General features: G+C 37.3%; 22 protein-coding genes. 18 read left to right on the forward strand and 4 right to left on the reverse strand.

All coding sequences use genetic code 11. The annotated features are described in order from the left end of the window. Positions 1-22: 22 nt before the first annotated feature. Positions 23-817, reverse strand: coding sequence for a DUF2797 domain-containing protein (locus tag ASG31_RS02420; protein ID WP_056027527.1), 795 nt, complete (start codon positions 815-817; stop codon positions 23-25). Positions 818-898: 81 nt separating this feature from the next. On the opposite strand from ASG31_RS02420, the gene ASG31_RS02425 reads away from it, so the two are divergent. The 8 genes from ASG31_RS02425 to msrA all read left to right on the forward strand — a co-directional run bounded on the left by ASG31_RS02425 (position 899) and on the right by msrA (position 12,316). After that, positions 899-2,056 (forward strand): hypothetical protein, encoded by a 1,158-nt coding sequence (locus ASG31_RS02425; RefSeq protein ID WP_056027529.1) that lies wholly within the window; start codon positions 899-901, stop codon positions 2,054-2,056. Positions 2,057-2,070: 14 nt separating this feature from the next. Further along, positions 2,071-3,108 carry a GDP-mannose 4,6-dehydratase gene (locus tag ASG31_RS02430; RefSeq protein WP_056028053.1) on the forward strand — a complete coding sequence of 346 codons (1,038 nt, stop codon included), beginning with the start codon at positions 2,071-2,073 and terminating at the stop codon, positions 3,106-3,108. A gap of 117 nt (positions 3,109-3,225) precedes the next feature. Continuing rightward, on the forward strand, positions 3,226-3,447 hold the full coding sequence (locus tag ASG31_RS02435) for a DUF2795 domain-containing protein (RefSeq protein WP_034709134.1): 222 nt from the start codon (positions 3,226-3,228) through the stop codon (positions 3,445-3,447). 89 nt (positions 3,448-3,536) lie between these two features. Continuing rightward, a complete protein-coding gene (gene secA / locus ASG31_RS02440; RefSeq protein ID WP_056027531.1) occupies positions 3,537-6,611 on the forward strand; it encodes a preprotein translocase subunit SecA in 3,075 nt (1,024 codons plus the stop codon). Between the two features lie 155 nt (positions 6,612-6,766). Further along, positions 6,767-8,941: a TonB-dependent siderophore receptor gene (locus tag ASG31_RS02445; RefSeq protein WP_056027533.1), complete on the forward strand. Its 2,175-nt coding sequence runs from the start codon at positions 6,767-6,769 to the stop codon at positions 8,939-8,941. Positions 8,942-9,004: 63 nt separating this feature from the next. Further along, positions 9,005-10,213, forward strand: coding sequence for a PepSY-associated TM helix domain-containing protein (locus ASG31_RS02450; RefSeq protein ID WP_056027535.1), 1,209 nt, complete (start codon positions 9,005-9,007; stop codon positions 10,211-10,213). A gap of 82 nt (positions 10,214-10,295) precedes the next feature. Then, a complete protein-coding gene (locus tag ASG31_RS02455) occupies positions 10,296-11,261 on the forward strand; it encodes an ROK family protein (protein ID WP_056027537.1) in 966 nt (321 codons plus the stop codon). A 503-nt stretch (positions 11,262-11,764) separates the two neighbouring features. After that, a complete protein-coding gene (msrA, locus tag ASG31_RS02460) occupies positions 11,765-12,316 on the forward strand; it encodes a peptide-methionine (S)-S-oxide reductase MsrA (protein WP_056027539.1) in 552 nt (183 codons plus the stop codon). A 146-nt stretch (positions 12,317-12,462) separates the two neighbouring features. On the opposite strand, the gene ASG31_RS02465 is transcribed toward msrA, so the two are convergent. Beyond that, positions 12,463-12,966, reverse strand: a complete 504-nt coding sequence (locus ASG31_RS02465; RefSeq protein ID WP_056027541.1) for a superoxide dismutase family protein — start codon at positions 12,964-12,966, stop codon at positions 12,463-12,465. A 168-nt stretch (positions 12,967-13,134) separates the two neighbouring features. On the opposite strand from ASG31_RS02465, the gene ASG31_RS02470 reads away from it, so the two are divergent. The 8 genes from ASG31_RS02470 (at position 13,135) to ASG31_RS02505 (ending at position 19,861) form a co-directional block, all read left to right on the forward strand. Continuing rightward, positions 13,135-15,366, forward strand: coding sequence for a TonB-dependent receptor (locus ASG31_RS02470; protein WP_056027543.1), 2,232 nt, complete (start codon positions 13,135-13,137; stop codon positions 15,364-15,366). A 38-nt stretch (positions 15,367-15,404) separates the two neighbouring features. Beyond that, on the forward strand, positions 15,405-16,055 hold the full coding sequence (locus ASG31_RS02475; protein ID WP_056027545.1) for a hypothetical protein: 651 nt from the start codon (positions 15,405-15,407) through the stop codon (positions 16,053-16,055). 46 nt (positions 16,056-16,101) lie between these two features. After that, positions 16,102-17,433 (forward strand): 2TM domain-containing protein, encoded by a 1,332-nt coding sequence (locus ASG31_RS02480; protein ID WP_056027547.1) that lies wholly within the window; start codon positions 16,102-16,104, stop codon positions 17,431-17,433. Next, positions 17,420-17,734: a 2TM domain-containing protein gene (locus ASG31_RS02485; RefSeq protein ID WP_056027549.1), complete on the forward strand. Its 315-nt coding sequence runs from the start codon at positions 17,420-17,422 to the stop codon at positions 17,732-17,734. The genes ASG31_RS02480 and ASG31_RS02485 overlap by 14 nt, the downstream gene beginning before the upstream one ends. Continuing rightward, on the forward strand, positions 17,721-18,287 hold the full coding sequence (locus ASG31_RS02490; protein ID WP_056027550.1) for a methyltransferase family protein: 567 nt from the start codon (positions 17,721-17,723) through the stop codon (positions 18,285-18,287). Before ASG31_RS02485 ends, ASG31_RS02490 begins: the two co-directional genes overlap by 14 nt. A gap of 170 nt (positions 18,288-18,457) precedes the next feature. Beyond that, positions 18,458-18,754, forward strand: a complete 297-nt coding sequence (locus ASG31_RS02495) for a 2TM domain-containing protein (RefSeq protein ID WP_056027552.1) — start codon at positions 18,458-18,460, stop codon at positions 18,752-18,754. A 33-nt stretch (positions 18,755-18,787) separates the two neighbouring features. Beyond that, entirely contained in the window at positions 18,788-19,063 is a 276-nt protein-coding gene (locus tag ASG31_RS02500; protein WP_056027554.1) for a 2TM domain-containing protein, read from the forward strand. Between the two features lie 54 nt (positions 19,064-19,117). Beyond that, positions 19,118-19,861, forward strand: a complete 744-nt coding sequence (locus ASG31_RS02505) for a LytR/AlgR family response regulator transcription factor (protein ID WP_056027555.1) — start codon at positions 19,118-19,120, stop codon at positions 19,859-19,861. 69 nt (positions 19,862-19,930) lie between these two features. On the opposite strand, the gene ASG31_RS02510 is transcribed toward ASG31_RS02505, so the two are convergent. Continuing rightward, positions 19,931-20,827, reverse strand: coding sequence for a hypothetical protein (locus ASG31_RS02510; RefSeq protein WP_056027557.1), 897 nt, complete (start codon positions 20,825-20,827; stop codon positions 19,931-19,933). A 114-nt stretch (positions 20,828-20,941) separates the two neighbouring features. Between ASG31_RS02510 and ASG31_RS02515 the strand changes: the two genes are divergently transcribed. After that, positions 20,942-21,694 (forward strand): glycine-rich domain-containing protein, encoded by a 753-nt coding sequence (locus tag ASG31_RS02515; RefSeq protein ID WP_056027559.1) that lies wholly within the window; start codon positions 20,942-20,944, stop codon positions 21,692-21,694. Positions 21,695-21,712: 18 nt separating this feature from the next. After that, positions 21,713-22,063, forward strand: a complete 351-nt coding sequence (locus ASG31_RS02520; protein WP_231433707.1) for a hypothetical protein — start codon at positions 21,713-21,715, stop codon at positions 22,061-22,063. A gap of 150 nt (positions 22,064-22,213) precedes the next feature. Here ASG31_RS02520 and mnmA read toward each other — a convergent pair whose 3' ends face one another. Further along, complete coding sequence (gene mnmA / locus ASG31_RS02525; RefSeq protein ID WP_056027563.1) at positions 22,214-23,401, reverse strand: tRNA 2-thiouridine(34) synthase MnmA; 1,188 nt, start codon at positions 23,399-23,401, stop codon at positions 22,214-22,216. Between the last annotated feature and the right edge of the window lie 129 nt (positions 23,402-23,530).

Consider the following 23,530-nt stretch of genomic DNA (forward strand, 5'->3'; position numbering starts at 1 on the left):
CAACAAAAATTATAATGAAGCCTCAATTAATCTCTAATTCAATCACATACCCTTCATGCCCTCTCATATTCATAAAATTTCCACCTTCAAAACTTAGATACTGTCCTTTAATGCCTACCAGTTTTCCAGTGAACTCCGGTTTTTTGTCTAAAGTGAACGAAACTATTTTTTCAGGTTTTGAAAACGGATAATCAAATTTCCACATATTTTCACCTTCAGAATAGAACTTCTGAAAATCTTCAGGGAAATATTCTCTGATTTTTTGTTGAAAATCTGCCAAATCAACAGCATCTTCAAAATCATCCTGAAGCATTTTTCGCCAGTTGGTTTTATCTGCAACATGTTCTTTCAAAGCAACTTCTATCATTCCGGCTTCGTAACGGTTTTCTGTACGGGCAATCGGCAGCGCAAATGTTGCTCCCTGATCAATCCATCGTGTGGGAATCTGCGTATTTCTTGTAACACCCACTTTCACATCGCCAGTGTAAGCTAAATATACGGTGTGCGGTTGCAGCTGAATCTGCATTTCAACATCAAGATCACGCTCCGCTACACCCAAATGCGCTGTAGAAAGTTCAGGACGAATAATGGTGTCGCTTGCGTATGGACTTTCGAAGAAACAGCTTTTGCAGAACCCCATCCTGTAAATCGCTTTATCTAAATTACAATTAACACATTGAAAACCTGTATGTTTTATAGACAAATCTTTCCCAAACAGTTCGTTCATGTGAATCAGATCGCCGGAAAGATTGAGATAATATTGTATAGGCTGAGCATCAAAACTCGTCATTTTTAAAATTTGCCCCTGAAACTTCATCGTTTTTTAATTTGAAAGTAAAAATACTGAAATATACTTTATCAACTTAATTTTTATAATTTTGTGATTCTTCAAACACGTATGAAAAATCTACTCTTCTTAATCCTGATTTTTTCAGTTTCAAAAATTACAGCACAATCTTTCAGAACCGTGTCTGTACTGGATTCTGCAGATTCAAAACCGATTGCAAATGCAAAAATACTTACCGGAAACAGTGTTTTGTACACCAACGAAGATGGCAAAGTACTTATTCCCGAACAAATAAAAAATTTAGAAATTTCTGCACCATGGTACGGAATGAAAAAAATTTCTTCTGTTTCTTCACAAATATATCTTAAGCCTCTATTCAAAGAGATTAAGGAAGTTGTGGTTACCAATGTTGATTTAAAGAAAATTTTCAGTAATATTATTGATAACTACAGTACTGTTTATTATTCAAACCCCTCACTTTATACCGGAACAGTAAAGCAAAAATCTTTTGTTGACGGTAAAATTGCTCATCTTCTGGTTGCTGATGTAAATGTTTGGTCAAAATTTAATTTTTACAATTTCAAAGAGTCAAAAGATCCCAACAGTTTTTTTAATATTGGTTTAAATGATATTAAATACTATAAAACGATAAAGCTTGACGGGTCATATCCTTTCGCATCCGTTCCTAATTTGCTTCCCAAAGACTTTATCGGAACATTTTATATGAATTATCAGATAGCAGGCATGCTGAATACTGTGAAGGATTTAAAGATAAAAACAAGCCTGTTATACGAAAATGCCGGCATTCAGAAACTCAGTTTTGAGAGTGAGAAAAACGATAAATTTGAGATAAAATTCAGCGGATTGCTGACTTACAACAAAAACGACAAGGCGATAGTCAATTTAAACGTAGTAATAGACCAGAACTATGCTCAATCTGAAAAAGTGTCTAAAACCGGAGAACCCTACACCAGCAATACTACGAAAGCAGAAGTTTTTTTTGATTTTTATAAGAAAAACAACCAGTATCTTCCTTCTTTGATTACGGTAATGGGCGAAGGCTATTCGGAATCTAAAACCATGAAAGTTCCTTTTAAAGCTTATCAGGAAATTAAACTCGAAAAATTTAGCGAGGGAAATAAACGCGGTCTGAAAAAGAAAATTGACCTCAGCAAATCTTTTATAGAAAACATTCCAGACAAAGATATTAATGAAACGAAAACATTACTTTCTGCTCAGGAACAGAATTTTATTGATGCCAAATCATGATTAGACAGAACACAATGACCTATCTCATTACCGGCGGAAGCGGATTTATCGGTTCCCACTTAATTGAAAATTTGTTGAAAAACGGACATTCTGTCATCAGCATCGATAATTTTGATGATTTCTATGATTATAAAATTAAAATCAGAAATACTTTAGAATCTACAGGTCTTGAATCAACATTCAGTTTCGAAGATAAATCAAATGATATTGAAACTGTCATAAAACAAACCAAATCTGAAAATTTTCAACTGTACAACGTTGACATCAGAAATCAAAATGGCTTAAAGGAGATTTTCCAAAACAATCATATTGATCTGATTATTCATCTTGCGGCCCTTGCCGGCGTAAGACCTTCAATTGAGAGACCTTTAGACTATGAAGAAGTCAATATCAAAGGAACGATGCATCTTTGGGAGCTAGCAAGAGATTACGGCATTAAAAAATTGGTCTGCGCTTCATCATCCAGCGTTTACGGTAACAACAAAAAAACACCTTTTTCTGAAAACGATGCCGTTGACCGCCCGATTTCGCCCTACGCTGCGACAAAAAGAGCCGTTGAAATTTTAGGAAATGTGTATCACAGTCTCTACGGAATCGACATGATTCATCTCAGATTTTTCACTGTTTATGGTCCGAGACAACGCCCCGATCTTGCAATTCATAAATTCACAAAACTTATTTCTGAGAATCAGGAAATCCCTTTTTACGGCGACGGATCTACCGCACGGGATTATACTTTTATTGACGACATCATCCTAGGAATTATGGCCTCAATAGAATATCTGGGAAACAACAACAATATCTACGAAATTATTAATTTAGGTGAAAACGAAGTGATAACTCTTAATGAAATGGTTGCCACTTTAGAAAATGCCTTGGGACAGACTGCAAACAGAAAAAATCTGCCAATGCAGGCGGGTGATGTCACAAAAACCAATGCAGATATTGCCAAAGCAACCACTTTATTGGCTTACAAACCTGCCGTCAACTTCCAAAATGGCATAAAAATCTTCGTGGAATGGTTTTTGAGAAACCGAGAACAGAATAGCTGACAGGTACGCTGTTACTTTTTGGCTTTTCGGAAAAAGTTAACAAAAAGAATTGAAAATCAAGTATAAAAAGGGCTATAATATAACCTAATTTTATACTTTTGCAAAAAATTAAATATTATGTACTGGACATTAGAATTAGCTTCATACCTAAGCGACGCACCCTGGCCGATGACAAAGGCAGAATTGATCGATTACGCAATCAGAACTGGTGCACCGATGGAGGTGGTAGAAAATCTTCAGGCTATCGAAGACGAAGGCGAAGTTTATGATGCTATCGACGAGATCTGGAGCGACTATCCTACAGACGAGGATTATCTTTGGAACGAAGACGAATATTAAGATAGCAACAGCTGATGGCTTCTGTCATTGGCTTTTTTATATAATTACTAACGCAATTAGCCATAAGCTATTTGCTAAAAGCTAAATAAATGAGTTTTTTAAACAAAGTTCTTAAAGGGTTTTTGGGAGACAAGAAAGCGCAGGACCTAAAGGAAGTAAAAAAAGTTGTAACAAAAATCAAAGCTGTTGAACCTGAAATTCAGCAATTGTCTGATGATGGTTTAAGAGGTAAAACTGCCGAGTTTAAAGAAAATATCAAATCTGCAACCAGCAAAATTACTGCTCAGGTTGAAGAAACAAAAGAGCTGATCAAAAACTCAACAAACGTTGACGAAAAAGAAGCTCTATTCTCAAAAATTGATACACTTAAAAAAGAATCTTACGAAATTGAAGAGAAAGTGCTTCTGCAGATTCTTCCTGAAGTTTTTGCAGTGGTAAAAGAAACTGCCAGAAGATGGGCTCAGAACGGAGAAATCCGTGTGACAGCTACAGACTGGGACAGACAGTTGGCAGCTGCCGGAAAAGATTTCGTAGAAATACAAGGCGATCAGGCGGTTTGGAAAAACCATTGGGACGCTGCCGGAACTCCTGTAAACTGGGATATGGTGCATTATGACGTGCAGTTTATCGGTGGGGTAATTCTTCACAGCGGTAAAATTGCCGAAATGGCAACCGGTGAAGGTAAAACTTTGGTAGGAACTCTTCCTATTTTCCTTAATGCTCTTCCAGAAAGAGGTGTACACGTGGTAACTGTAAACGATTATTTGGCAAAACGTGACTCCGCATGGATGGGACCTTTGTACCAGTTCCACGGAATGTCTATCGACTGTATTGATAATCACCAACCGAACTCAGACGGAAGAAGAAAAGCATACAATTCAGATATTACTTACGGAACAAATAACGAATTCGGTTTCGATTATTTGAGAGACAACATGGTAAGTTCTCCTTCCGAATTGGTTCAGAGAGAATTAAACTTTGCCATAGTGGATGAGGTAGATTCAGTTTTGGTGGATGATGCAAGAACACCTTTGATTATTTCCGGTCCGGTTCCTCAGGGTGACAGACAGGAATTTGATGTTCTTAAACCTTCTATCGACAGAATTGTGGAAGTTCAGAAAAAAACTGTTTCTGCAATTTTTAACGAAGCTAAAAAATTAATCGCTGCCGGAAATACTAAAGAAGGTGGTTTCAAATTGCTTCAGGCTTACAGGGGGCTTCCAAAAAACAGACAGCTGATTAAATTCTTATCAGAAAGCGGAAACCGTGCATTGCTTCAGAAAACTGAGGCTCAGTACATGGCAGACAACAACCGCGAAATGCCGATTGTAGATAAAGATCTTTACTTCGTAATTGAAGAAAAAAACAATCAGGTAGACCTTACAGATAAAGGTGTTGAATACATGTCTCAGGGAAATTCAGATAACAATTTCTTTGTACTTCCGGATATCGGAACTGAGATCGCAGAGGTTGAAGCTAAAAATTTATCTAAAGAGGAAGAATTTGAAGCTAAAGAAAGACTTTTTGCAGATTTTGCAGAAAAATCTGAGCGAGTTCACACGATGAGCCAGTTGCTTAAAGCTTACACATTGTTCGAAAAAGATGATGAGTACGTTGTAATCGACGGTGAAGTAAAAATCGTTGACGAGCAGACCGGTCGTATCATGGAAGGCCGTCGTTATTCAGATGGTTTACACCAGGCGATTGAAGCTAAAGAAAATGTAAAAATTGAAGCTGCAACGCAAACTTTTGCAACAGTTACCCTTCAGAACTATTTCCGTATGTACAATAAACTTGCGGGGATGACGGGTACAGCAGAAACTGAAGCTGGTGAGCTTTGGCAGATTTATAAATTAGACGTTGTGGTAATTCCTACCAACCGTCCGATTTTGAGAAATGATAAACAGGATTTGGTTTTTAAAACCAACAGAGAAAAATACAATGCTGTAATTGAAGAAGTTGAACAATTAACCGCTGCCGGAAGACCGGTTTTGGTTGGAACAACGTCGGTTGAGATTTCTCAGTTGCTTTCCAAGGCACTTCAGTTAAGAAAAATTCCACATCAGGTTCTGAATGCGAAGCTTCACAAAAAGGAAGCAGAAATCGTGGCAGGAGCAGGTCAGCCGGGAGTTGTAACCATTGCAACCAACATGGCAGGTCGTGGAACGGATATTAAGCTTTCAAAAGAAGTAAAAGAAGCAGGCGGTTTGGCAATTATCGGTACTGAAAGACATGATTCAAGACGTGTTGACAGACAGCTAAGAGGTAGAGCGGGACGTCAGGGAGATCCGGGAAGTTCGCAATTCTATGTTTCTTTGGAAGACAACTTAATGCGTTTGTTCGGTTCTGAAAGAATTGCTAAAATGATGGACAGAATGGGTCACAAGGAAGGTGAAGTAATTCAGCATTCTATGATCTCAAAATCTATCGAAAGAGCTCAGAAAAAGGTTGAAGAAAACAACTTCGGAACCAGAAAAAGACTATTGGAGTACGATGATGTAATGAACAAACAGCGTGACGTAATCTACAAAAGAAGAAAGAACGCATTGTTCGGTGATCACCTGAAGTATGACATCACGAATATGATTTTCGATGTTGCCAATTCTATCGTAGCGAAAGGAAAAGCAAACGGAAGTTATAAAGAGTTTGAGTACGAAATCATCAAAACTTTCACAATGGAATCTCCTGTTTCTGAGGATGATTTCAAATCGAAAACGGTTGCTGATCTTACGACTGCTTTATTCAATGCAGCGCAGGAAGATTACAACATGAAACTGAATCTGTTGAAAGAAAAATCTTTCCCGATTATTGAAAATGTATTCCAGAATCAGGGTTCTATGTTTAAAATGATTCAGGTTCCGTTCACGGATGGTATCAAAACAATGACTATCGTTACTGATCTTAAGGAAGCTTACGATTCTAAATGTGAAACCATGATCAATGATTTCGAAAAGAATATCACGCTTTCTATCATCGATGAAAACTGGAAACTTCACCTCCGTGAAATGGATGATTTGAGAAAATCTTCTCAGGGAGCTGTTTACGAGCAGAAAGATCCGTTGGTAATCTATAAGCAGGAATCTTTCCACTTGTTCAGCGAAATGATCGATAAATTAAACAAAGAAATTATCTCATTCTTATATAAAGGAGAAATTCCTGCATAAGAGAATAAATTTCATTTTATACAAAAACCGTTTCTTTTGAGACGGTTTTTTTGTTATTTATTGAATATTAAATGTGATTTAAATATGACAAATATCAATTTCAAAATTTATTTAGAATAATTAAAAAGAATATATTTGCAGAAAATTAAGTCTACATGAATAAGCTATTGATTTGTGCGTCACTGCTAGGAACAGTTTTCGCTTTTGCACAGGAAAAAGATTCAACCAACTCCAAAAATATTGAAGAAGTAATCATTAACACCGTACTTAAAAAGGATAGTGAGTACTCAAACAAAATGCCTTTAAAAGCTATTGAAGATCCTCAGGTTTTATCTTCAGTAAGCAGAGTTGCTTTGGAAAATCAGGCAATCTTCACTGTAGATGACGCTTACAGAAACGTAACTGGTTTGCAGAAAATGTGGAATGCCACGAGCAGAGCGGGTGACGGAGGTGCATTTGTTGTTTTAAGAGGATTCGTATCCAGCAGCTCTATGAGAAACGGGTTGGTATCTCCTGTTACTACAACGATTGACGCAGTAAACTTAGAAAAACTGGAAGTCCTAAAAGGTCCTTCGGGAACATTATACGGAAGTAATGTTGCGTCTTACGGCGGTCTGATCAACAGAGTTACAAAAAAACCTAACGAAACTTTCGGAGGAAATGTTTCTTTAATGGCAGGAAGTTATAATACCTACAGAGCACAGGCTGACCTCAACACTCCGCTTACGCAAGACAAAAAACTCCTGTTAAGAATAAACACGGCATATACTAATGAGGGTACTTTTCAAAAAACAGATCAGAAAAACTCATTTTTTGCATTCACACCTTCATTGACTTACAATGCTTCAGACAAATTGCAGTTTAATGTAGAATACGAGATGTTCAACACGAGAGCTGTTGGAGAGCAGCTGTTTTTCTACCTTAGTCCAGGATCTCTTGGGGGAATCAACAACATGCAGGATCTTGAAAACAAGGGTCTGAATTATAAACAGTCTTATTTAGGTGACGATTTATATACAACTGCAAGAGTAAACAACATCTTCGGTCAGATTAATTATAAAATCAACGACAATATCAGATCGTCTACGAATATCAATAATTCTCATAGTTATTCTGACGGTTTCGGTCCTTACTTTTCTGCCGGTGTTGTGGCAGATCAGGTATTTGTTAACAGATACGACCAGGGAACAAGAGACAGTAAAAAATCGTGGTTTCAGATTCAGCAGAATTTCAACTTTGATTATACTTTCGGAAACGGTATGAGAAACAGAACGGTTGCTGGTTTTGATTTCTTAAAAACTAAAGACAGATCAAGATTTATTTACCTTACTGTAGATGGCGGATTTAATCCTGTTCCGGCGAATGGTGGAGATTACTCAGGATTCAATGGTGCTGTAATGGGTAACCTTTACAGCAATCCAGGAAACATCGGCAACTATGATGTAAATGCACATCTCAATACTTACAGTGGCTACGTGTCCAACGTATTTACCCCTGTTACAGGTCTAAATTTGGTGGTGGGAATCCGATATGAAAGCAACGAATTTAAAGGAGGTGATGTTTTCATGGTACCAACGGATCCATACACTCAGTCTGCATGGTCGCCAAAAGCCGGTTTGGTTTATGAGATTGCCAAAGATAAATTCTCTGTTTTTGGAAATTATCAGAATAGCTTTAAAAGCAACGGATACTATACGTTTAATGCAGCCGGAAATATAGCTTTATCTGATCCTGAAAGAGCGAATCAGTTTGAAGGAGGTTTTAAAACCAATTTAATTAACGGAAAGATTAACGCGACAGTAAGTTATTATGATATTAAAGCTAAAAACTATCTTGTAACTACCGGATATACTTCAAACAACAGAGCCATTCAAAACCAAACTGGTGAAATACACAGCAAGGGGGTTGAGCTTGAAGTAAATGCTTATTTAGTAAAAGGATTCTCATTAATTGGAGGTCTTGCATACAATGACACAGAAGATTTGTCAACTGGCCTTAGACCTGCCACAGCCGGTTCGCATTGGTTAGGTAACTTTAATGCAAGCTACCAGTTTCTGGATGGCAGCTTAAAAGGTCTTGGATTTGGTATTGGTGGAAATTATGCAGACGAAAATAAAATTCTAAACAACCTTGAAACCGACGGAACAGTTACATCTTTTACCCTTCCTAAATTCTTTGTACTGAATGCGAATGCTTTTTTCGATGCTAAAAAATTCAGAATCGGAGTAAAAGTTGACAACTTTACCAACCAACACTACTGGATTGGATATTCTACTGCAAACCCACAAAAACTCATCAATGCCCTTGGAACGGTTACTTACAAGTTCTAAAATCAAAAATTTATAAATTCGCTATTCCTGAAATTATTCGGGAATAGTTTTTTGTTTTAAGTCATGAGAAAAAAACATCACCATAAAAAGAAACCCACCGCATTCAAAAAATGGACAGGCAAGATGCATCTCTGGCTGGGAATGTCGGTTGGGCTTATTATTTTTATAGTTTCTATCACCGGAACTCTGTTTGTCTTTAAAGATGAAGTAGAGAATTTCACGAGGAAAGAAGTCATTTATCACAATGAGCAAAATATTGCTCAAAAGCAGGTATTGCCTATTCGTATTTTAGAGAAAATGGTGGATGAGCAGGTAAGAGAAAAATACAAAATCCATTGGGTCAATATTCCTATTGATAAAAAAATGTCTTATCAGTTCTACTGGTACGAGCACAACACCGAGGCATGGAATTATTTTGATGAATTTCCTATCTACAAATCAGCTTACGTCAATCCATACACAGGAAAAGTTTTAGAAGTATTTGATGAGAAAAACGGCTTTTTTCAGATTGTAAAAACCATTCACTGGAGTTTTTTACTGAAGCAGGACTGGGGAAAATATGTCGTAGGAATTCCCGTAATCATCTTCGTCATTATGCTGATTTCAGGGATTATCCTTTGGTGGCCAAAAAACAAAGCCGCAAGAAAACAGAGATTTTCATTCAAATGGAAAAACATCAAAAGCTGGAAAAGAAAAAACTACGACCTTCATAACGTCTTAGGTTTTTACGCTTCTATCTTTGCTCTCATTTTCTCGATTACAGGGTTGTTTTATGCCTTCTTTGTGGTTCAGGCAGCGATTTACTTCATTTTCTCAGGTGGAAACACTGTGTATCCTGATTTCTCTAACATCACGACGAAAGCACCCATTGAGATGAGAAACGAAACTACTTTAGACAAAGTCATTTCGACAGTTCATGCAAAATATCCAGAGTCATATGGCTTTGCTATCGATCTCGGACATCCTCACATGGACGATCACGAGCACCCGAATTTTTCTGTCTTTGTGAAGCATCTTTCCTACTCTTATCACAAAAACAGCAGTCTGATCTTTGATGAAAATTCAGGCGAACTATTGCACACCTACAATCACGAAGACAAGAACTTTGGTGAAAAAACTGTGGCTGCCAATTACGATATCCACGTTGGATCAATCTTAGGTTTACCAACGAAAATCATTGCATTTATTGTGAGTTTAATCTGTGCTTCATTGCCAGTGACAGGTTTTTTAATCTGGTGGGGACGAAGAAAGAAGACCAGAAAAGCGATGTAAAGAATTTAAATAAATCAGGTTTACTGATTATTAATACAATCTTTTTTATAAATTTATTGCCTCGAAATTATACAATAAGAAAATGTCAGTAGTAGATTTGTCAAAACAGGTTGCATTAGGTATCGATATCGGTGGGACCAATACTAAATTTGGTCTCGTCAACCACAGAGGTCAGATTTTAACCAAAGGGTCTTTACCAACCGACCAGTTCAGCACACCTGAAGAGTTTGTGGATGCGCTTTACGAGCAGATTCAACCCTTGATTGAAGAATATTGTGAGGCAGGAATTGAAGGTATCGGTGTCGGAGCTCCCAACGCAAATTACTACAGAGGAACTATTGAGCTAGCTCCCAATCTTCCATGGAAAGGCGTGATTCAGTTTGCAGACTTAATGACCGAAAAATTTGGTAAGCCCTGCAAAATGACCAACGATGCCAACGCAGCAGCGCTTGGTGAAATGATGTACGGTGCCGCAAGAGGCATGAGAGATTTTATCATGATTACCCTTGGAACCGGTGTAGGAAGCGGAATTGTTTCCGGCGGACATTTGATTTACGGCAGCGATGGTTTTGCCGGAGAATTAGGTCACACCATCGTAAAACCAGGCGGCAGAAAACACTGGAGCACAGGCTCCGAAGGCAGTCTCGAATCTTACGCTTCGGCTACCGGAATTGCCATCACGGCAAAGAAAATGCGTGCTGAATTTCCGGATTCCATGCTGAATCAGTACCCTGAAGAATCTATCAATTCAAAAACGGTTCACGAATGTGCCTTGAAAGAAGATCCTGTTGCGATAGAAGTTTTCAGATATACAGGTCAGAAACTGGGTGAGGCGTTGGCAAATTTTGTAATGTTTTCTTCCCCGCAGGCCATTCTTTTGTTTGGTGGAGTGATTAAGGCCGGAGATTTTATTTTAAAACCTGCAAAACTTCACATGGAAAGAAATCTTCTTCCTATTTTCAGAAATAAAGTAAGACTGGTCTTCTCTGAACTTGATGAAGCTGATGCTGCTATTTTAGGCGCAAGTGCATTGGTTTGGGAGAAATAATTTTTAAATAAATTTAAATCATATAAGCATTCTTTCGGGGATGCTTTTTTTTGTTTAAATTCAAATGAATCGAATGAAAAGAGATAGCGTTCCTACGGAACGCACCGTCAACACTGACTATTTTTTCTACACAGATATTGCTCCTATGGAGCATTTTCGAATTCATGCAAATTGATTCAGAAATTCACCCGCATCAATCTTCCAATTCACCCGCATGATTTACTCAATTCATCCGCATGAATTCCTGAACTCACCCGCATGAATTTTTGATTTAAATTAAAACCTCTAAAATTCACACGTCTAAACTTTTAAATTTACACGTCTAAACTTTTAAATTTACACGTCTAAATCTCCTAAGTTACACGTCTCATTTTTTTGATGGTGATTTTAAATCTTAATTATTTACCGAATCGAACCTCAAACACATTCCTTTTGGCAAGATTTTTCCTAATTTTGAAAGGCTTTTAAAAGCATTTTTAAAATTTAAATAAGATTCAATAAAAATGGACAATCAATTTGAACAAATAACTTTTGGCGGAGGATGCTTCTGGTGTGTTGAAAGCTGTTTCAATATGCTGAAAGGTGTAGAATCGGCAGTTTCAGGATATTCGGGCGGACAAAAAGACAACCCGACTTACGAAGAGGTCTGCACCGGACAAACCGGTCATGCTGAAGTGGTACATCTTACCTACGACCCACATGTAATTTCGTATGAGCAGTTGATGGATGTATTTTTCTTCCTTCACGACCCTACGCAGCTCAACAGACAGGGCAACGACATCGGAACCCAGTACCGCTCGGTGATTTACTACAAAGACGAAGCTGAAAAAGCTAAAGCTGAAAAGGCAATCGAAGTTTCTAAAGAATCCGGAAGATGGAACGGAACTTACGTTACAGAACTTTCACCTCTAGAAAAATTCTGGCCTGCCGAACAGTATCATCAGGGATATTACAGTGAAAATCCTACGCAACCTTATTGTAGCGCTGTAGTAGGTCCCAAAATTCAGAAGTTTAAAAAACATTACGGAGAATTGGGATTAATTACAGAAAACTAAAATAAATGCCGGTTACAATCAACCGGCATTTATTTATTTAATAATTCCTAACAGTACTTTGTCATTGCGAGAAGGAACGACGAAGCAATCTGTTGAACAAGCTTACAATGTTGAAGAGATTGCTTTGTTCCTCGCAATGACGTTCATTATTTAATTTCCACACATCCTACTCTGCCACCAGCATTTCCAGTTGGCTGAGTCTGGAAATCGTCCGCTGCGGCGTGGATAATCATTCCCTTTCCGAGAATATTTTTAGATTCGTCTACACAGTCGAGACACCATTTATCGGTTTTAAACGTCAGCTCGGCATTTCCGTTGGCATCAGCTGTCAGGTTTCCGATATCGCCCATGTGAAAGTGCTCGCCGCCCCATCTTCCGTGATCCATTTTTGAAGGATTCCAGTGTCCGCCGGTCGATGTGGCATCGGGTGCAGAGCAGTCGGCTTTCTCGTGAAGGTGTACCGCGTGAATTCCGGGTGTTAGATTTTTGGCTTTAATTTTCAGAGTGACTTCGCCATTTGTTTCCGTAAAACTTACTGTTCCGGCAGTTTTAGTGTCGCTCTTTGGCATAATGTCGTATGTTTTGCTGGCTCCGCAAGACACGGTAAACAGGACAAAACCACCCAATAATGTAATTGTTTTTAAATTCATTTTATTATTATTTTAAAGTGTTGAATAATTTGAAACTGAAAAAAATCTAAAACCATAAAAGTTTCAGTACAAATCAAAATACCGTTCGGAGTTTAAAAATGACCGTTCAGCATAATTTAATTGAAGGCTTTTGATGAACTGTGTATTTTTACATCAAATTATTAGCCAATGAAAACTTTCAGCCTTCGCATCCTTATTTTAAGTTTAAATCTGATTTTTGCCTCGGCAACGGCCCAGATTAAGATTTCGGGAAAGATAAGCTACAAAAACAAGGGAATTCCTCAGGTAAATATTACGCTGAAAGACACTTACGATGGCACCACAAGCGACAGCAGCGGAAATTTCTCTTTTGAAACCTCAGAAAAAGGAAGTCATATCATACAGTTTTCTCATCCAAAATATATCGAGACTGAAAAGCCTTTGCAGATAGAAGATCAAAATATTGAACTGTCGGTTGATATGAAGGAACAAGTGAGCGAGATCGATGCCGTGGTCATCACCGCAGGTTCTATTGAGGCGAGCGACAAAAACAGGGCAACGGCACTGCTTACTCCATTGGATATTTACACAACAGCAGGAGCAGACGGACAGATTTCATCTGCTTTAAATTATCTTCCGGGTGTACAGAAAGTTGGCGAAACAGAAGGCCTTTTCATTCGTGGCGGTACGAGTTCTGAGGCTAAAATTTTTATGGACGGAAGCTTAATCAACAATTATTTTTCAAACTCGGTGCCGGGAATTGCAGGACGGGACCGCTTCAACACTTCACTTTTTAAAGGAAATATATTTTCAAGCGGTGGTTATTCGGCTTTGTACGGACAGGCACTTTCTGGAGCTTTGATGCTGGAAAGTGTGGATCTTCCTGAGCAGTCTTCTTACGATTTTGGTGAGGCTCCAATTTTCTTAAATGCTTCATTTCAAAGGGTAAATGATGAGAAAACCCACTCTTTTGGGGCGAGCGCTGGCTATTCCAATTTAAAACTGATGCAGGAAGTCTTTAATTTCAATACCAATTTTCACGAACCACCAAGTGGATTCAACGGAGACGCCAATTTTAGAATTAAAACAAAGTCCGGTGGTTTCCTCAAATATTACGGCATGTTCAGCACAGACGTCATGGGTGTGAAAATGCCGAGTCTTGAACCTGATTATGAACATTCACTGGTTAATTTAAAAGGAAAAAATACTTTTCAGACACTTTCTTACCGCCAGAAATTTGGCAGATACCTTTTAAATTTAGGAACATCTTATTCATTCAACCGGTCAGACCTTCGTTTTGCAACAGAAAATCAATCTGTAAAATCAGATGAAACGAGAGTTCTGACTGACGGAAACTATTTAAATTTTAAAGCTGTTTTAGAAAGAAAAATCAACAGGATAAGCGCTGTACGTGGTGGTTTTGAATTGAACCATGCTAACGAAGAACTTTCTGTACAGGAAATCAACAAAAATTATTCTGATTTAATTTCTTCGGCTTTTGTGGAAACAGATTTAGGTTTCAGCAACAGGTTTTCAGCGAAAATCGGAGCGAGAGGAGAATATTCTTCATTCATCAAAGCCGCCAACTTTGCTCCCCGGGTTGCGTTAGCCTACCGTTTGGCAAAAGAATGGACGACTTCCCTCGCCTACGGGATCTTTTATCAGAATCCGGAAAGCAAATACATCAATTCAGCGGCAAAACTAGGTTTTCAGCAGTCACAACATTATATTTTTCAGCTTCAGAGAAGTACAGAGGGAAGAAGTTTAAGGCTGGAAGCTTTTTATAAAAAGTATGATGATCTGGTTAAAGTTCAGAATATTGCGAGTATTCCCGGGCAATCCCAGCCGGTACAGACTGCAGTCAACAACAATGGAAATGGCTTTGCGAAAGGTGTTGAATTCTTTTTCAGAGACAAGAAGACCTTTGAAAACATCGATTATTGGATCAGCTATTCTTTTTTAGATTCAAAAAGAGATTTCCTGAATTATCCGATGAGTTTAAGACCAAATTTCGCTTCGGAACACACCGTTGCTTTAGTCGCCAAAAGGTTTTTCCCAAAACTGAAATTCGGAACCAATTTATCTTTTAATTATGCCAAAGGCCGCCCGTATTATGATATTGTAAGCAGCAACGGCGAAAATATTATCAGAAACGAAGGGAGTTTAAAAGATTTTAGTTCGCTTAATCTAAGTTTCAATTATCTTCCAAACCTCGGGAAAAAAGATTCGAAAGCGTTTACCATTTTTGTTTTAAGCATTTCCAATGTTTTGGGGAGAAATAATATTTACGGATACAATTTTTCGTCCAACGGAAATTTCAGATCAGCCGTCGTTCCGCCTGTGAATACCTTTGTTTTCGTAGGAATGTTCATCAGTTTCGGAGTCGATAAAACGCAGGATGCCATCAACAACAATCTTTAAAAAAATCAATTATATTTAACTTTAAAAATTTTACAATCATGAAAAAATTAATTTTAAGTCTTGCTTTAAGTTTAATAAGCTTAATAACTTTTGCACAAACCACTTACGAAAAAGTGATGGCTGATAAAACTGCCAAAATCGAAACCTCAAAAACTCCGGATGAGCTTCATGCTTTATCGAATGATTTCGTAAGAATTGCAGAGAAAGAAAAAGGGAAATGGCTGCCGAACTACTACGCTGCCTTTGCTCAGATTCAGAAAGGAAGAACTCTGATGCGTGAAGGAAAAATGGATCAGCTTGATGCAGTGGCCGATACTGCTCAGAAATATGTAGATCTTGCCATGGCTGCCGACGCCAATAATTCTGAAATTTATCTGCTTCAGAAGATGATTTATTCTCTGAAAATGGTTGTTAACCCAATGGAAAGATACATGACATTCGGTATGAAAGCCGATGAGACACTGAAAAAAGCAGAGAGTTTAAACCCTCAAAACCCAAGAGTGACGTTGATAAAGGCTGAAGATATGTATTTTACTCCGGCGCAGTACGGTGGAAGCCAGATCAAAGGAATTGAGCTTTTCAAGACCGCATTGGAAAAATACAATTCATTTAAACCTAAAACTTCTTTAGATCCAAACTGGGGGAAATCTGAAGCTGAATACTTCATCAGCCAAGGGGCAGGAAAATAATATTTAAATTTGTGCGCAATGCTTTTCTAAAGCTTGTAAAATAATTATGAAACGTAAGAATTTTATCACATTAGCGTGGATTTCGCTGGGAACATCAATGTTTTTCTTTTTTGCATTTACAGAAGAGAAAACACTGGAGAACTTTCTGCTGACTGTGCTCATTTCATTCATGTATTCCTTCTTTTTAGGGGCGGGAAATGGTTTGATCAATGACTATCTCAACAAGAAATTTCCATGGTCTGAAGCGACTACAAAGAGAGCCATTATCAGTATTGTCGTTATTCTGATTGCGAATACAATTCTCGTTTACTTCTGCAACTATATGAATTTTGTCGTGTTTCAAAAGGCGGCAACCACTCAGCAGTATTTTAGTGGAAGGTATAATTTTATCAATTGGTTTACGATTAATGTTGCGCTCTTGATATCAGCCTTTCTTCATGCGAAAGGCTTTATGGATGAACTGAAAAAAACTTCCCGCAAAGAAGTGGTAGAACAGAAACTCATCGCCAAATCTGCCAACGCCCAGTTTGAAAGTTTAAAAAACCAGCTCGACCCACACTTTCTGTTTAATTCTTTAAATGTTTTAAGTTCATTAATAGATGAAAATCCGAGGCAGGCTCAGAAGTTTACTGCCTCAATGTCAAAGATTTACAGATACGTTCTGGAACAGAAAGACAAAGAACTGGTGACGGTACAGGATGAACTGGATTTCGCTAAAACCTATTGTGAATTACTGAAAACAAGATTTGAAGACAGCGTGGATTTTGAATTTAATGTCAATGAAAATGACCTCAGAAAATTTGTCGTTCCGCTTTCACTACAATTACTTTTGGAAAACTGTATCAAACATAATTTTGCCACCTCATCGAAGCCTTTGATGATAAAAGTTTTTACTGAAAACGACTGTCTTTGCATCGAAAACAATCTTCAGGCAAGGGAACAGTTGAAAGAAAGTGCCGGAATTGGCTTGGCAAACATCGTGCAACGCTACGCTCTTTTAACCAAAAGAAATGTCTTCATTGAAAAATCTGAAGATTATTTTAAAATTAAATTACCTGTACTCGCTGAAAAACCAAAGATTGTAAGCGAAAAAACGCACGACGAAAACGAAGCCTACCTAAGAGCCCGAAAAAAAGTAAAAGAGCTTAAAAGTTTCTACGGAAACCTCATTTCTTACTGTGTTATCATCCCATTTTTAATATTTGTAAACCTCTACACAAACAGTAAGTATCTCTGGTTCTGGTGGCCAATGCTGGGCTGGGGAATTGGTGTTGCATCACATGCATTTCAGGTATTTGGAATAGGAAATGACTGGCAGGAAAAAAAGATTCAGGAAATTATGAACCAACAGAAAAACGGAAAAAATGGAAGAAATTAATTCAAACAATTACCGATACCAGCAGGCAAAGAAACAGGTAGACCGACTTCGTGGATTTTACGGGCATCTGTTTTCCTACATTGCCGTAAATATTCTCATCGTATTTATTAATTATAACAATCTGAACCCTGGCGAAAGTTATTTCCAGTTTAAAAATTTCATAACCGCAACATTTTGGGGAATCGGGCTTCTGATTCATGCGCTGTTTGTATTTTTCCCAAGATTCAGTTTTTTCAGAAATTGGGAAGAGAAAAAAATAAAAGAACTGATGGAAAAGAATAATAAAAATGGAAACTCTTAACGCTGTATTTTATGCAGCCATCACTGTTTGGCTTGCCTCGGAAATCTATTACAAAAGAATTTTAAAGTCTGATGAAACGGCAGAAAAAAAGGACAGCTCAACGCTGAATATCCTTTGGGTGGTGATTATGCCATCGGTTTTTCTCGGTGTGTATGTTTCAAAATCAACAGCATTTAAAATTACAGATCAGCAATGGATATACTTTTTCGGTTTAGCATTGATTATAACAGGTGTTTTTATCCGGTGGATGATTATTCGGAGCCTCGGAAAATACTTTACGGTAGATGTCAGCATCCGGCAGGATCATAAAATTAAACAGGATGGTATTTATCAGATTCTGAGACATCCGTCTTACAGTTTTGCTCTACTCACATTTTTGGGTTTGGGTTTGTATCTTAATAACTGGGTTTCACTGTTTATCGTTTTCATTCCGGTCTTTGTAGCGTTCAGATTTAGGATTGCTGTGGAAGAAAAAGCTCTGATAGAAACTTTCGGAGATGATTATCTCAACTACAGAAAGAAAACGAAAATGCTGATTCCGTTCATTTACTGAAGTCAGTTTACTTCTAAAAAAAATTATCCCGATTCGTCTGAGTCGGGATTTTTGCTGTTCAGTAGCCAAAAATGACCATTCGGTTACATTAAGTTGATTTGAGGCTGTTTTCTGTTCTACATTTGTCTCAGCAAAAAACAAACAGATATTAATTTTTAAAATAAAACATCATGGAAAATCTTACTTACAACAAAGAAAACTTAGCTTACGAAAAAGCAGCAAAAAGAGTAAAAGATCTTAAAGGATTCTACGGAAATCTTGCTTCATACTGCATCGTTATTCCGTTTTTAATTATCATTAACATGATCACATCTCCTCAACATTTATGGTTTTACTGGCCAATGTTGGGATGGGGTATCGGAATTGTTGCACACGCTGTAAATACTTTCGGAATCGGAAAAGACTGGGAAGAGAAAAAGATTCAGGAACTCATGGACAGAGAAAAAAGAAGCTCAAAAACACTTTAAATAAAATTTAATAACAATTTAAAAATAAACATCATGGAATATCAAACTGCACAACAAAGAGTAAAAGAACTGAAATCATTCTACAAGAACTGCATGTGGTTCGGAATCATAGCATTATTTATTTTCACAAGAAGATTTGTTAAATATGGAGATTTTACTGAAGCCATTTCTACAGGATCAATTATCCTGACAATCTGGGGAATTGTCATTGCTGTAAAAGCTGTAAAATTATTTGTTTTAAATTCTGAATGGGAAGAAAAAGTGCTGCAAAACGAAATTAATAAAGGTAAAAAACCGATAAATTTTTAAGAACAGAAAGATTTAATTAATTTTAAAGTTCAGATTTAAAACGAAAATCAAACCATGATCAGAACACTCATCATAGAAGACGAAAAGCCGGCAGCAAGAAAGATTGAAAGAATGCTCAATGAATTTCCGGATATCGAAATTGTGGGCAAAATAGAATCTGTGGAAGAAGGTGTACAGTGGTTTTCTGAAAATGAGCATCCCCAGCTTATTTTTTCAGATATTGTTTTGGGCGACGGTGTTTCGTTTGATATTTTTGAAAAAGTTCCGACGAAAGCATTTATGATTTACACCACCGCTTTTGATCAGTATACTTTAAAAGCTTTTAAACTCAACAGCATCGACTATCTTCTGAAACCGATTATGGAGGAAGATCTGTCTGCTGCCTTAGAGAAATTCAGATCGTTTATTCCTTCAGGTAACGCCGTTAATTCTCATGAAATAAAGGATTTAATCAAAAAAGACAAATCCACTCTTTCCAGAATTCTCGTTAAAATCGGTTACAATCTAAAAATCGTTCAGACTTCTGAAATCAGCTGTTTTTACAGCGAAAATAAGATTGTTTATCTGCAAACTCAGGAAAGAAATTTCCCAACGGATTTTACTTTAGATGAACTCACAGAAGTTCTTGATGAGCAGAAGTTTTTCCGTGTGAACAGACAGTTTATCATCAATTCAGAGTATATTAAAAATATTCATACTTCGCCCAACTATAAAGTGGAATTAAACTTTCAGCCCGACGAAGAAATTACCGTGAGCAGAGAGCGTGTAAAGGATTTTAAAGACTGGCTTGTGGGTTAATTAAAAGAACCGTCAAACATTCATCATCCCATCATCCAACAACCCAGCACCCAACACCAGCATCCGCCACTATTTATAATCAATTCTGTTCGCTTCTGTATCTTCAAGTTGTTTAATGATTGAGGCAGGAATTTCATCGCTGTCAATCGGGAAACTTATTGAATCGGGAATGAAATTTTTTCTGTCCGCTTTCTGAAATATTTCAAAAAGAGCAATCGGCTCCTGATTAAAACTAATACAAGTACTTATAAAATGCAATTCATAGAGCTTATATTCTGGATTTTTGAGTTTTTCCTTGATGTCTTTAATTCTTGAGATAAAATGTCTTTGTCGGATGAACGTGTTGCTGTTCATGATAATAAAAACATAGTCGGAATATGCCGTGATTTTACCAAAATACTTGTGCCGGTCGCCGCCGCTTCTTTCCACAAAATATTCGCCTGAAGTTTCAGACTTGTAAATTTCTGTTGCAGAACGCCAGATCCTGTCTTCCTTCGCCTGCAAAGGGTTTTCAGGAAGGTTCCTGTTGTAGGAATACCAGCAGCCGACGAGTCTGTCGAGAAGATCTGTGTTTTGTTTTACATTATTCATATCAATTCTCAGATCATTAAAATTAAATGATTCTGTATTTGAATTAATAAAATCGATGTAATTGGAATAGCCCAAAACTTTGACAATCTTACTCAATTTTGCCAGATTTGGTTTGCTTAAAACTGAATTTTCATTTTGCTTAAATTTCTTCAGTTTGTTGATGATCAGGTGTTCGTATAAATAATTCGAACCTAATAATTCAGGATTTTTTTTTATGCTTTTAGTTTCTTGATCAGCAATGATCAGATCATTAAGTTCGTCGGCAATGTAAGACCATTCGGTTTTAGACACATCTTCCCAAGAATTTTTCTTTAAAAAATGAAGGCTTAAGAAATTCATCAGTTTCTCAAGGTGTGCAATGTCTTCTTTTTTCATGAATTTATTTTATAAGACTAATTTAAGATTTTTTTAAATCTAAAAAAGATTTTTGTGGGACTTTTATATTTTTTAATCAAGGGACATTTGAGTAGGAAAATTAAAAGAAACAAAATGAAAACAAAATTGGTATTTGGAAACGAAAATCTTTGGCAAAGAATTCAAAGCTTTTCATTAGACGCTGAGAATGCAACATTTCCTTTCTCGAAAAAACTCGCAAAAGAGGAAAACTGGAGCGCAGAATTTACCCAAAAAGCAATTGAAGAGTACAAAAAATTTGTCTATCTCTGCTGCATATCTCCCTACGGTGCTTCGCCAAGCGAAACTGTGGACAAAGTCTGGCACATGCATCTCATTTACACTCAAAATTACTGGGAAGATTTCTGCCCGAATATTCTGAAAAGAAGCCTGCATCACCATCCTTCAACCGGAGGAAGTTCTGAAAACGCAAAACATCAGAACTGGTTCTCAGAAACTCTGGAAAACTATCATGAAGTTTTCTCACAGGAAGCACCGGAAGACATTTGGAAACATCAAAACCAAAAAACCTTCGTCAGAAAAAACTGGTTTAAGAAATTTAAGTTCCTTTCAGCAGCTTCAGTCTTTCTACTGTTGATTTCCTGCTCAGAAGGCTCTGGCGGAGTTTTATTCAAAGTATTTGGATGGATTATCGGAATATTTATAGGAATGAACATTTTAGGAATGATCATAGGAAGTTCGCAATCAGGAAGCAGGAACAAAAACAACGGTGGCAGTTCAGACGGCGGAAGCAGCGGCACAAGTTGCAGTAACAGTTCAGGTTGCAGCAGTGGCTCAAGTTGTGGAAGCAGTTGCGGCGGCGGTGGATGTGGTGGATGCGGAAGCTAAAATCTAAAATAAATCAAAATGAAAAGTTTAATAATGTATTCCGTTTCAGTGATTGTAAGTTGGATTTGGCTTTATGTTTCACACCAAACTTTCAATCCCATTTTACTTAAAGGTCCGGATTTTCTGAAGTTTTATGTATTAATCCTGATGATTTTTTATCTGATGATTTTTATTGGAAAAAGATTGAAAATCAACAACCGAAAGGTATTGCTATATTTTATGCTTTCAATAATAGCTTTAGGAATTACAAAACTGTTTAGAGGTTTGTATCTCAATAAACCAGTTGGATATTTGATCTTCATATTAATAATGGAAACAATTGTAATGCTGATAATTACTCAAACTCATCCCAACCATAAGTTGAAGTAGTCAACACTCAATTTTAAACTAACAAAAACCCGAAACAAAGATGCTTCGGGATTATTTTTTTTTCTTAACCGCAAAAGTGACAAAAGAAAAATCTTGAAAAAAAGTCTCTCAAAAGTTCACAAAATTGCCAGTTTATTTTAATTGCTAATTCTAAGAAATCACTCCACTTCCAATCAGTTCATCCTCCAGATACCAGGCTGCAAACTGACCTTCTGCAATAGCCGACTGAGGATTTTCAAATTCCATAAAAAAGGCATTTTCAAACTGATAGATTGTAGCTTTCTGAAGCTCCTGTCTGTAACGGAATCTAGCTAGCACTTCCATCGATTCACCATTTTTCAATCTTAAATCTTCACGAACCCAATGCAGTTCTGAATTATCAATTTTCAGAGCTTTCTTGTGCAAGCCGGGAAAACTATGACCTTCTCCCACGAAAATAATATTGTTTTCCATGTCCCTCGAAACGATAAAACACGATTCTTTGTGTCCGCCAATTCCCAGACCTTTACTTTGTCCGATCGTGAAAAACTGAGCACCCTGGTGTTTGCCAATTACTTTACCGTCGGCTTTTTTATAATTTATTTTTCTGCTTAAAAATTCCAGTTCATCCTCTTTAGATGAAAAAGCTGGAGTTTCTGCAGAAAACAAAGGAGAATCTTTAAAAATTTCAACGATTTCTCCTTCCTTCGGAACCAATTGCTGCTGCAAAAACTGAGGCAGACTTACCTTTCCGATAAAACACAGTCCTTGCGAATCTTTTTTATCAGCGGTAACCAATTCCATTTCCCGTGCAATTTCTCTAACCTGAGGCTTTGTGAGCTCGCCAATCGGGAATAAGGCTTTAGAAAGCTGATCCTGACTGAGCTGGCATAAAAAATACGACTGATCTTTGTTATTGTCTTTGCCGGCTAAAAGATGAAAAATCTCATTCCCGTTTTCATCAAAGGTGGAATCTACTCTGGCATAATGTCCTGTTGCTACTTTATCGGCACCAAGTGACATCGCAGTTTTCATAAAAACATCGAATTTCACTTCTCTGTTGCACAAAACATCAGGATTCGGAGTTCTTCCCTTCTGATATTCGTCAAACATATAATCAACGATTCTTTCTTTGTAGAGTTCGCTCATATCAATCACCTGAAACGGAATTCCAAGTTTCTGAGCGACCATCAGCGCGTCATTGCTGTCTTCAATCCACGGACATTCATCTTCCAAAGTAACCGATGCATCGTTCCAGTTTCTCATAAAAAGAGCCACCACCTCGTGCCCTTGCTGTTGCAGCAAATACGCTGTAACACTCGAATCTACGCCTCCTGAGAGGCCTACTACTACTTTCATGTATTCAATTTTACGAAACTCTTAACGGGAGTTCTTAGTTGAGCCGCAAAATTACGACAATCTCATTCGCAAAAAAAATGATATTTTTAAGGATTGATAAAAACGATATTCTTTACGGACTTGTTTTTA

It is taken from the genome of Chryseobacterium sp. Leaf404 (genome assembly GCF_001424145.1).
GTDB lineage: Bacteria > Bacteroidota > Bacteroidia > Flavobacteriales > Weeksellaceae > Chryseobacterium.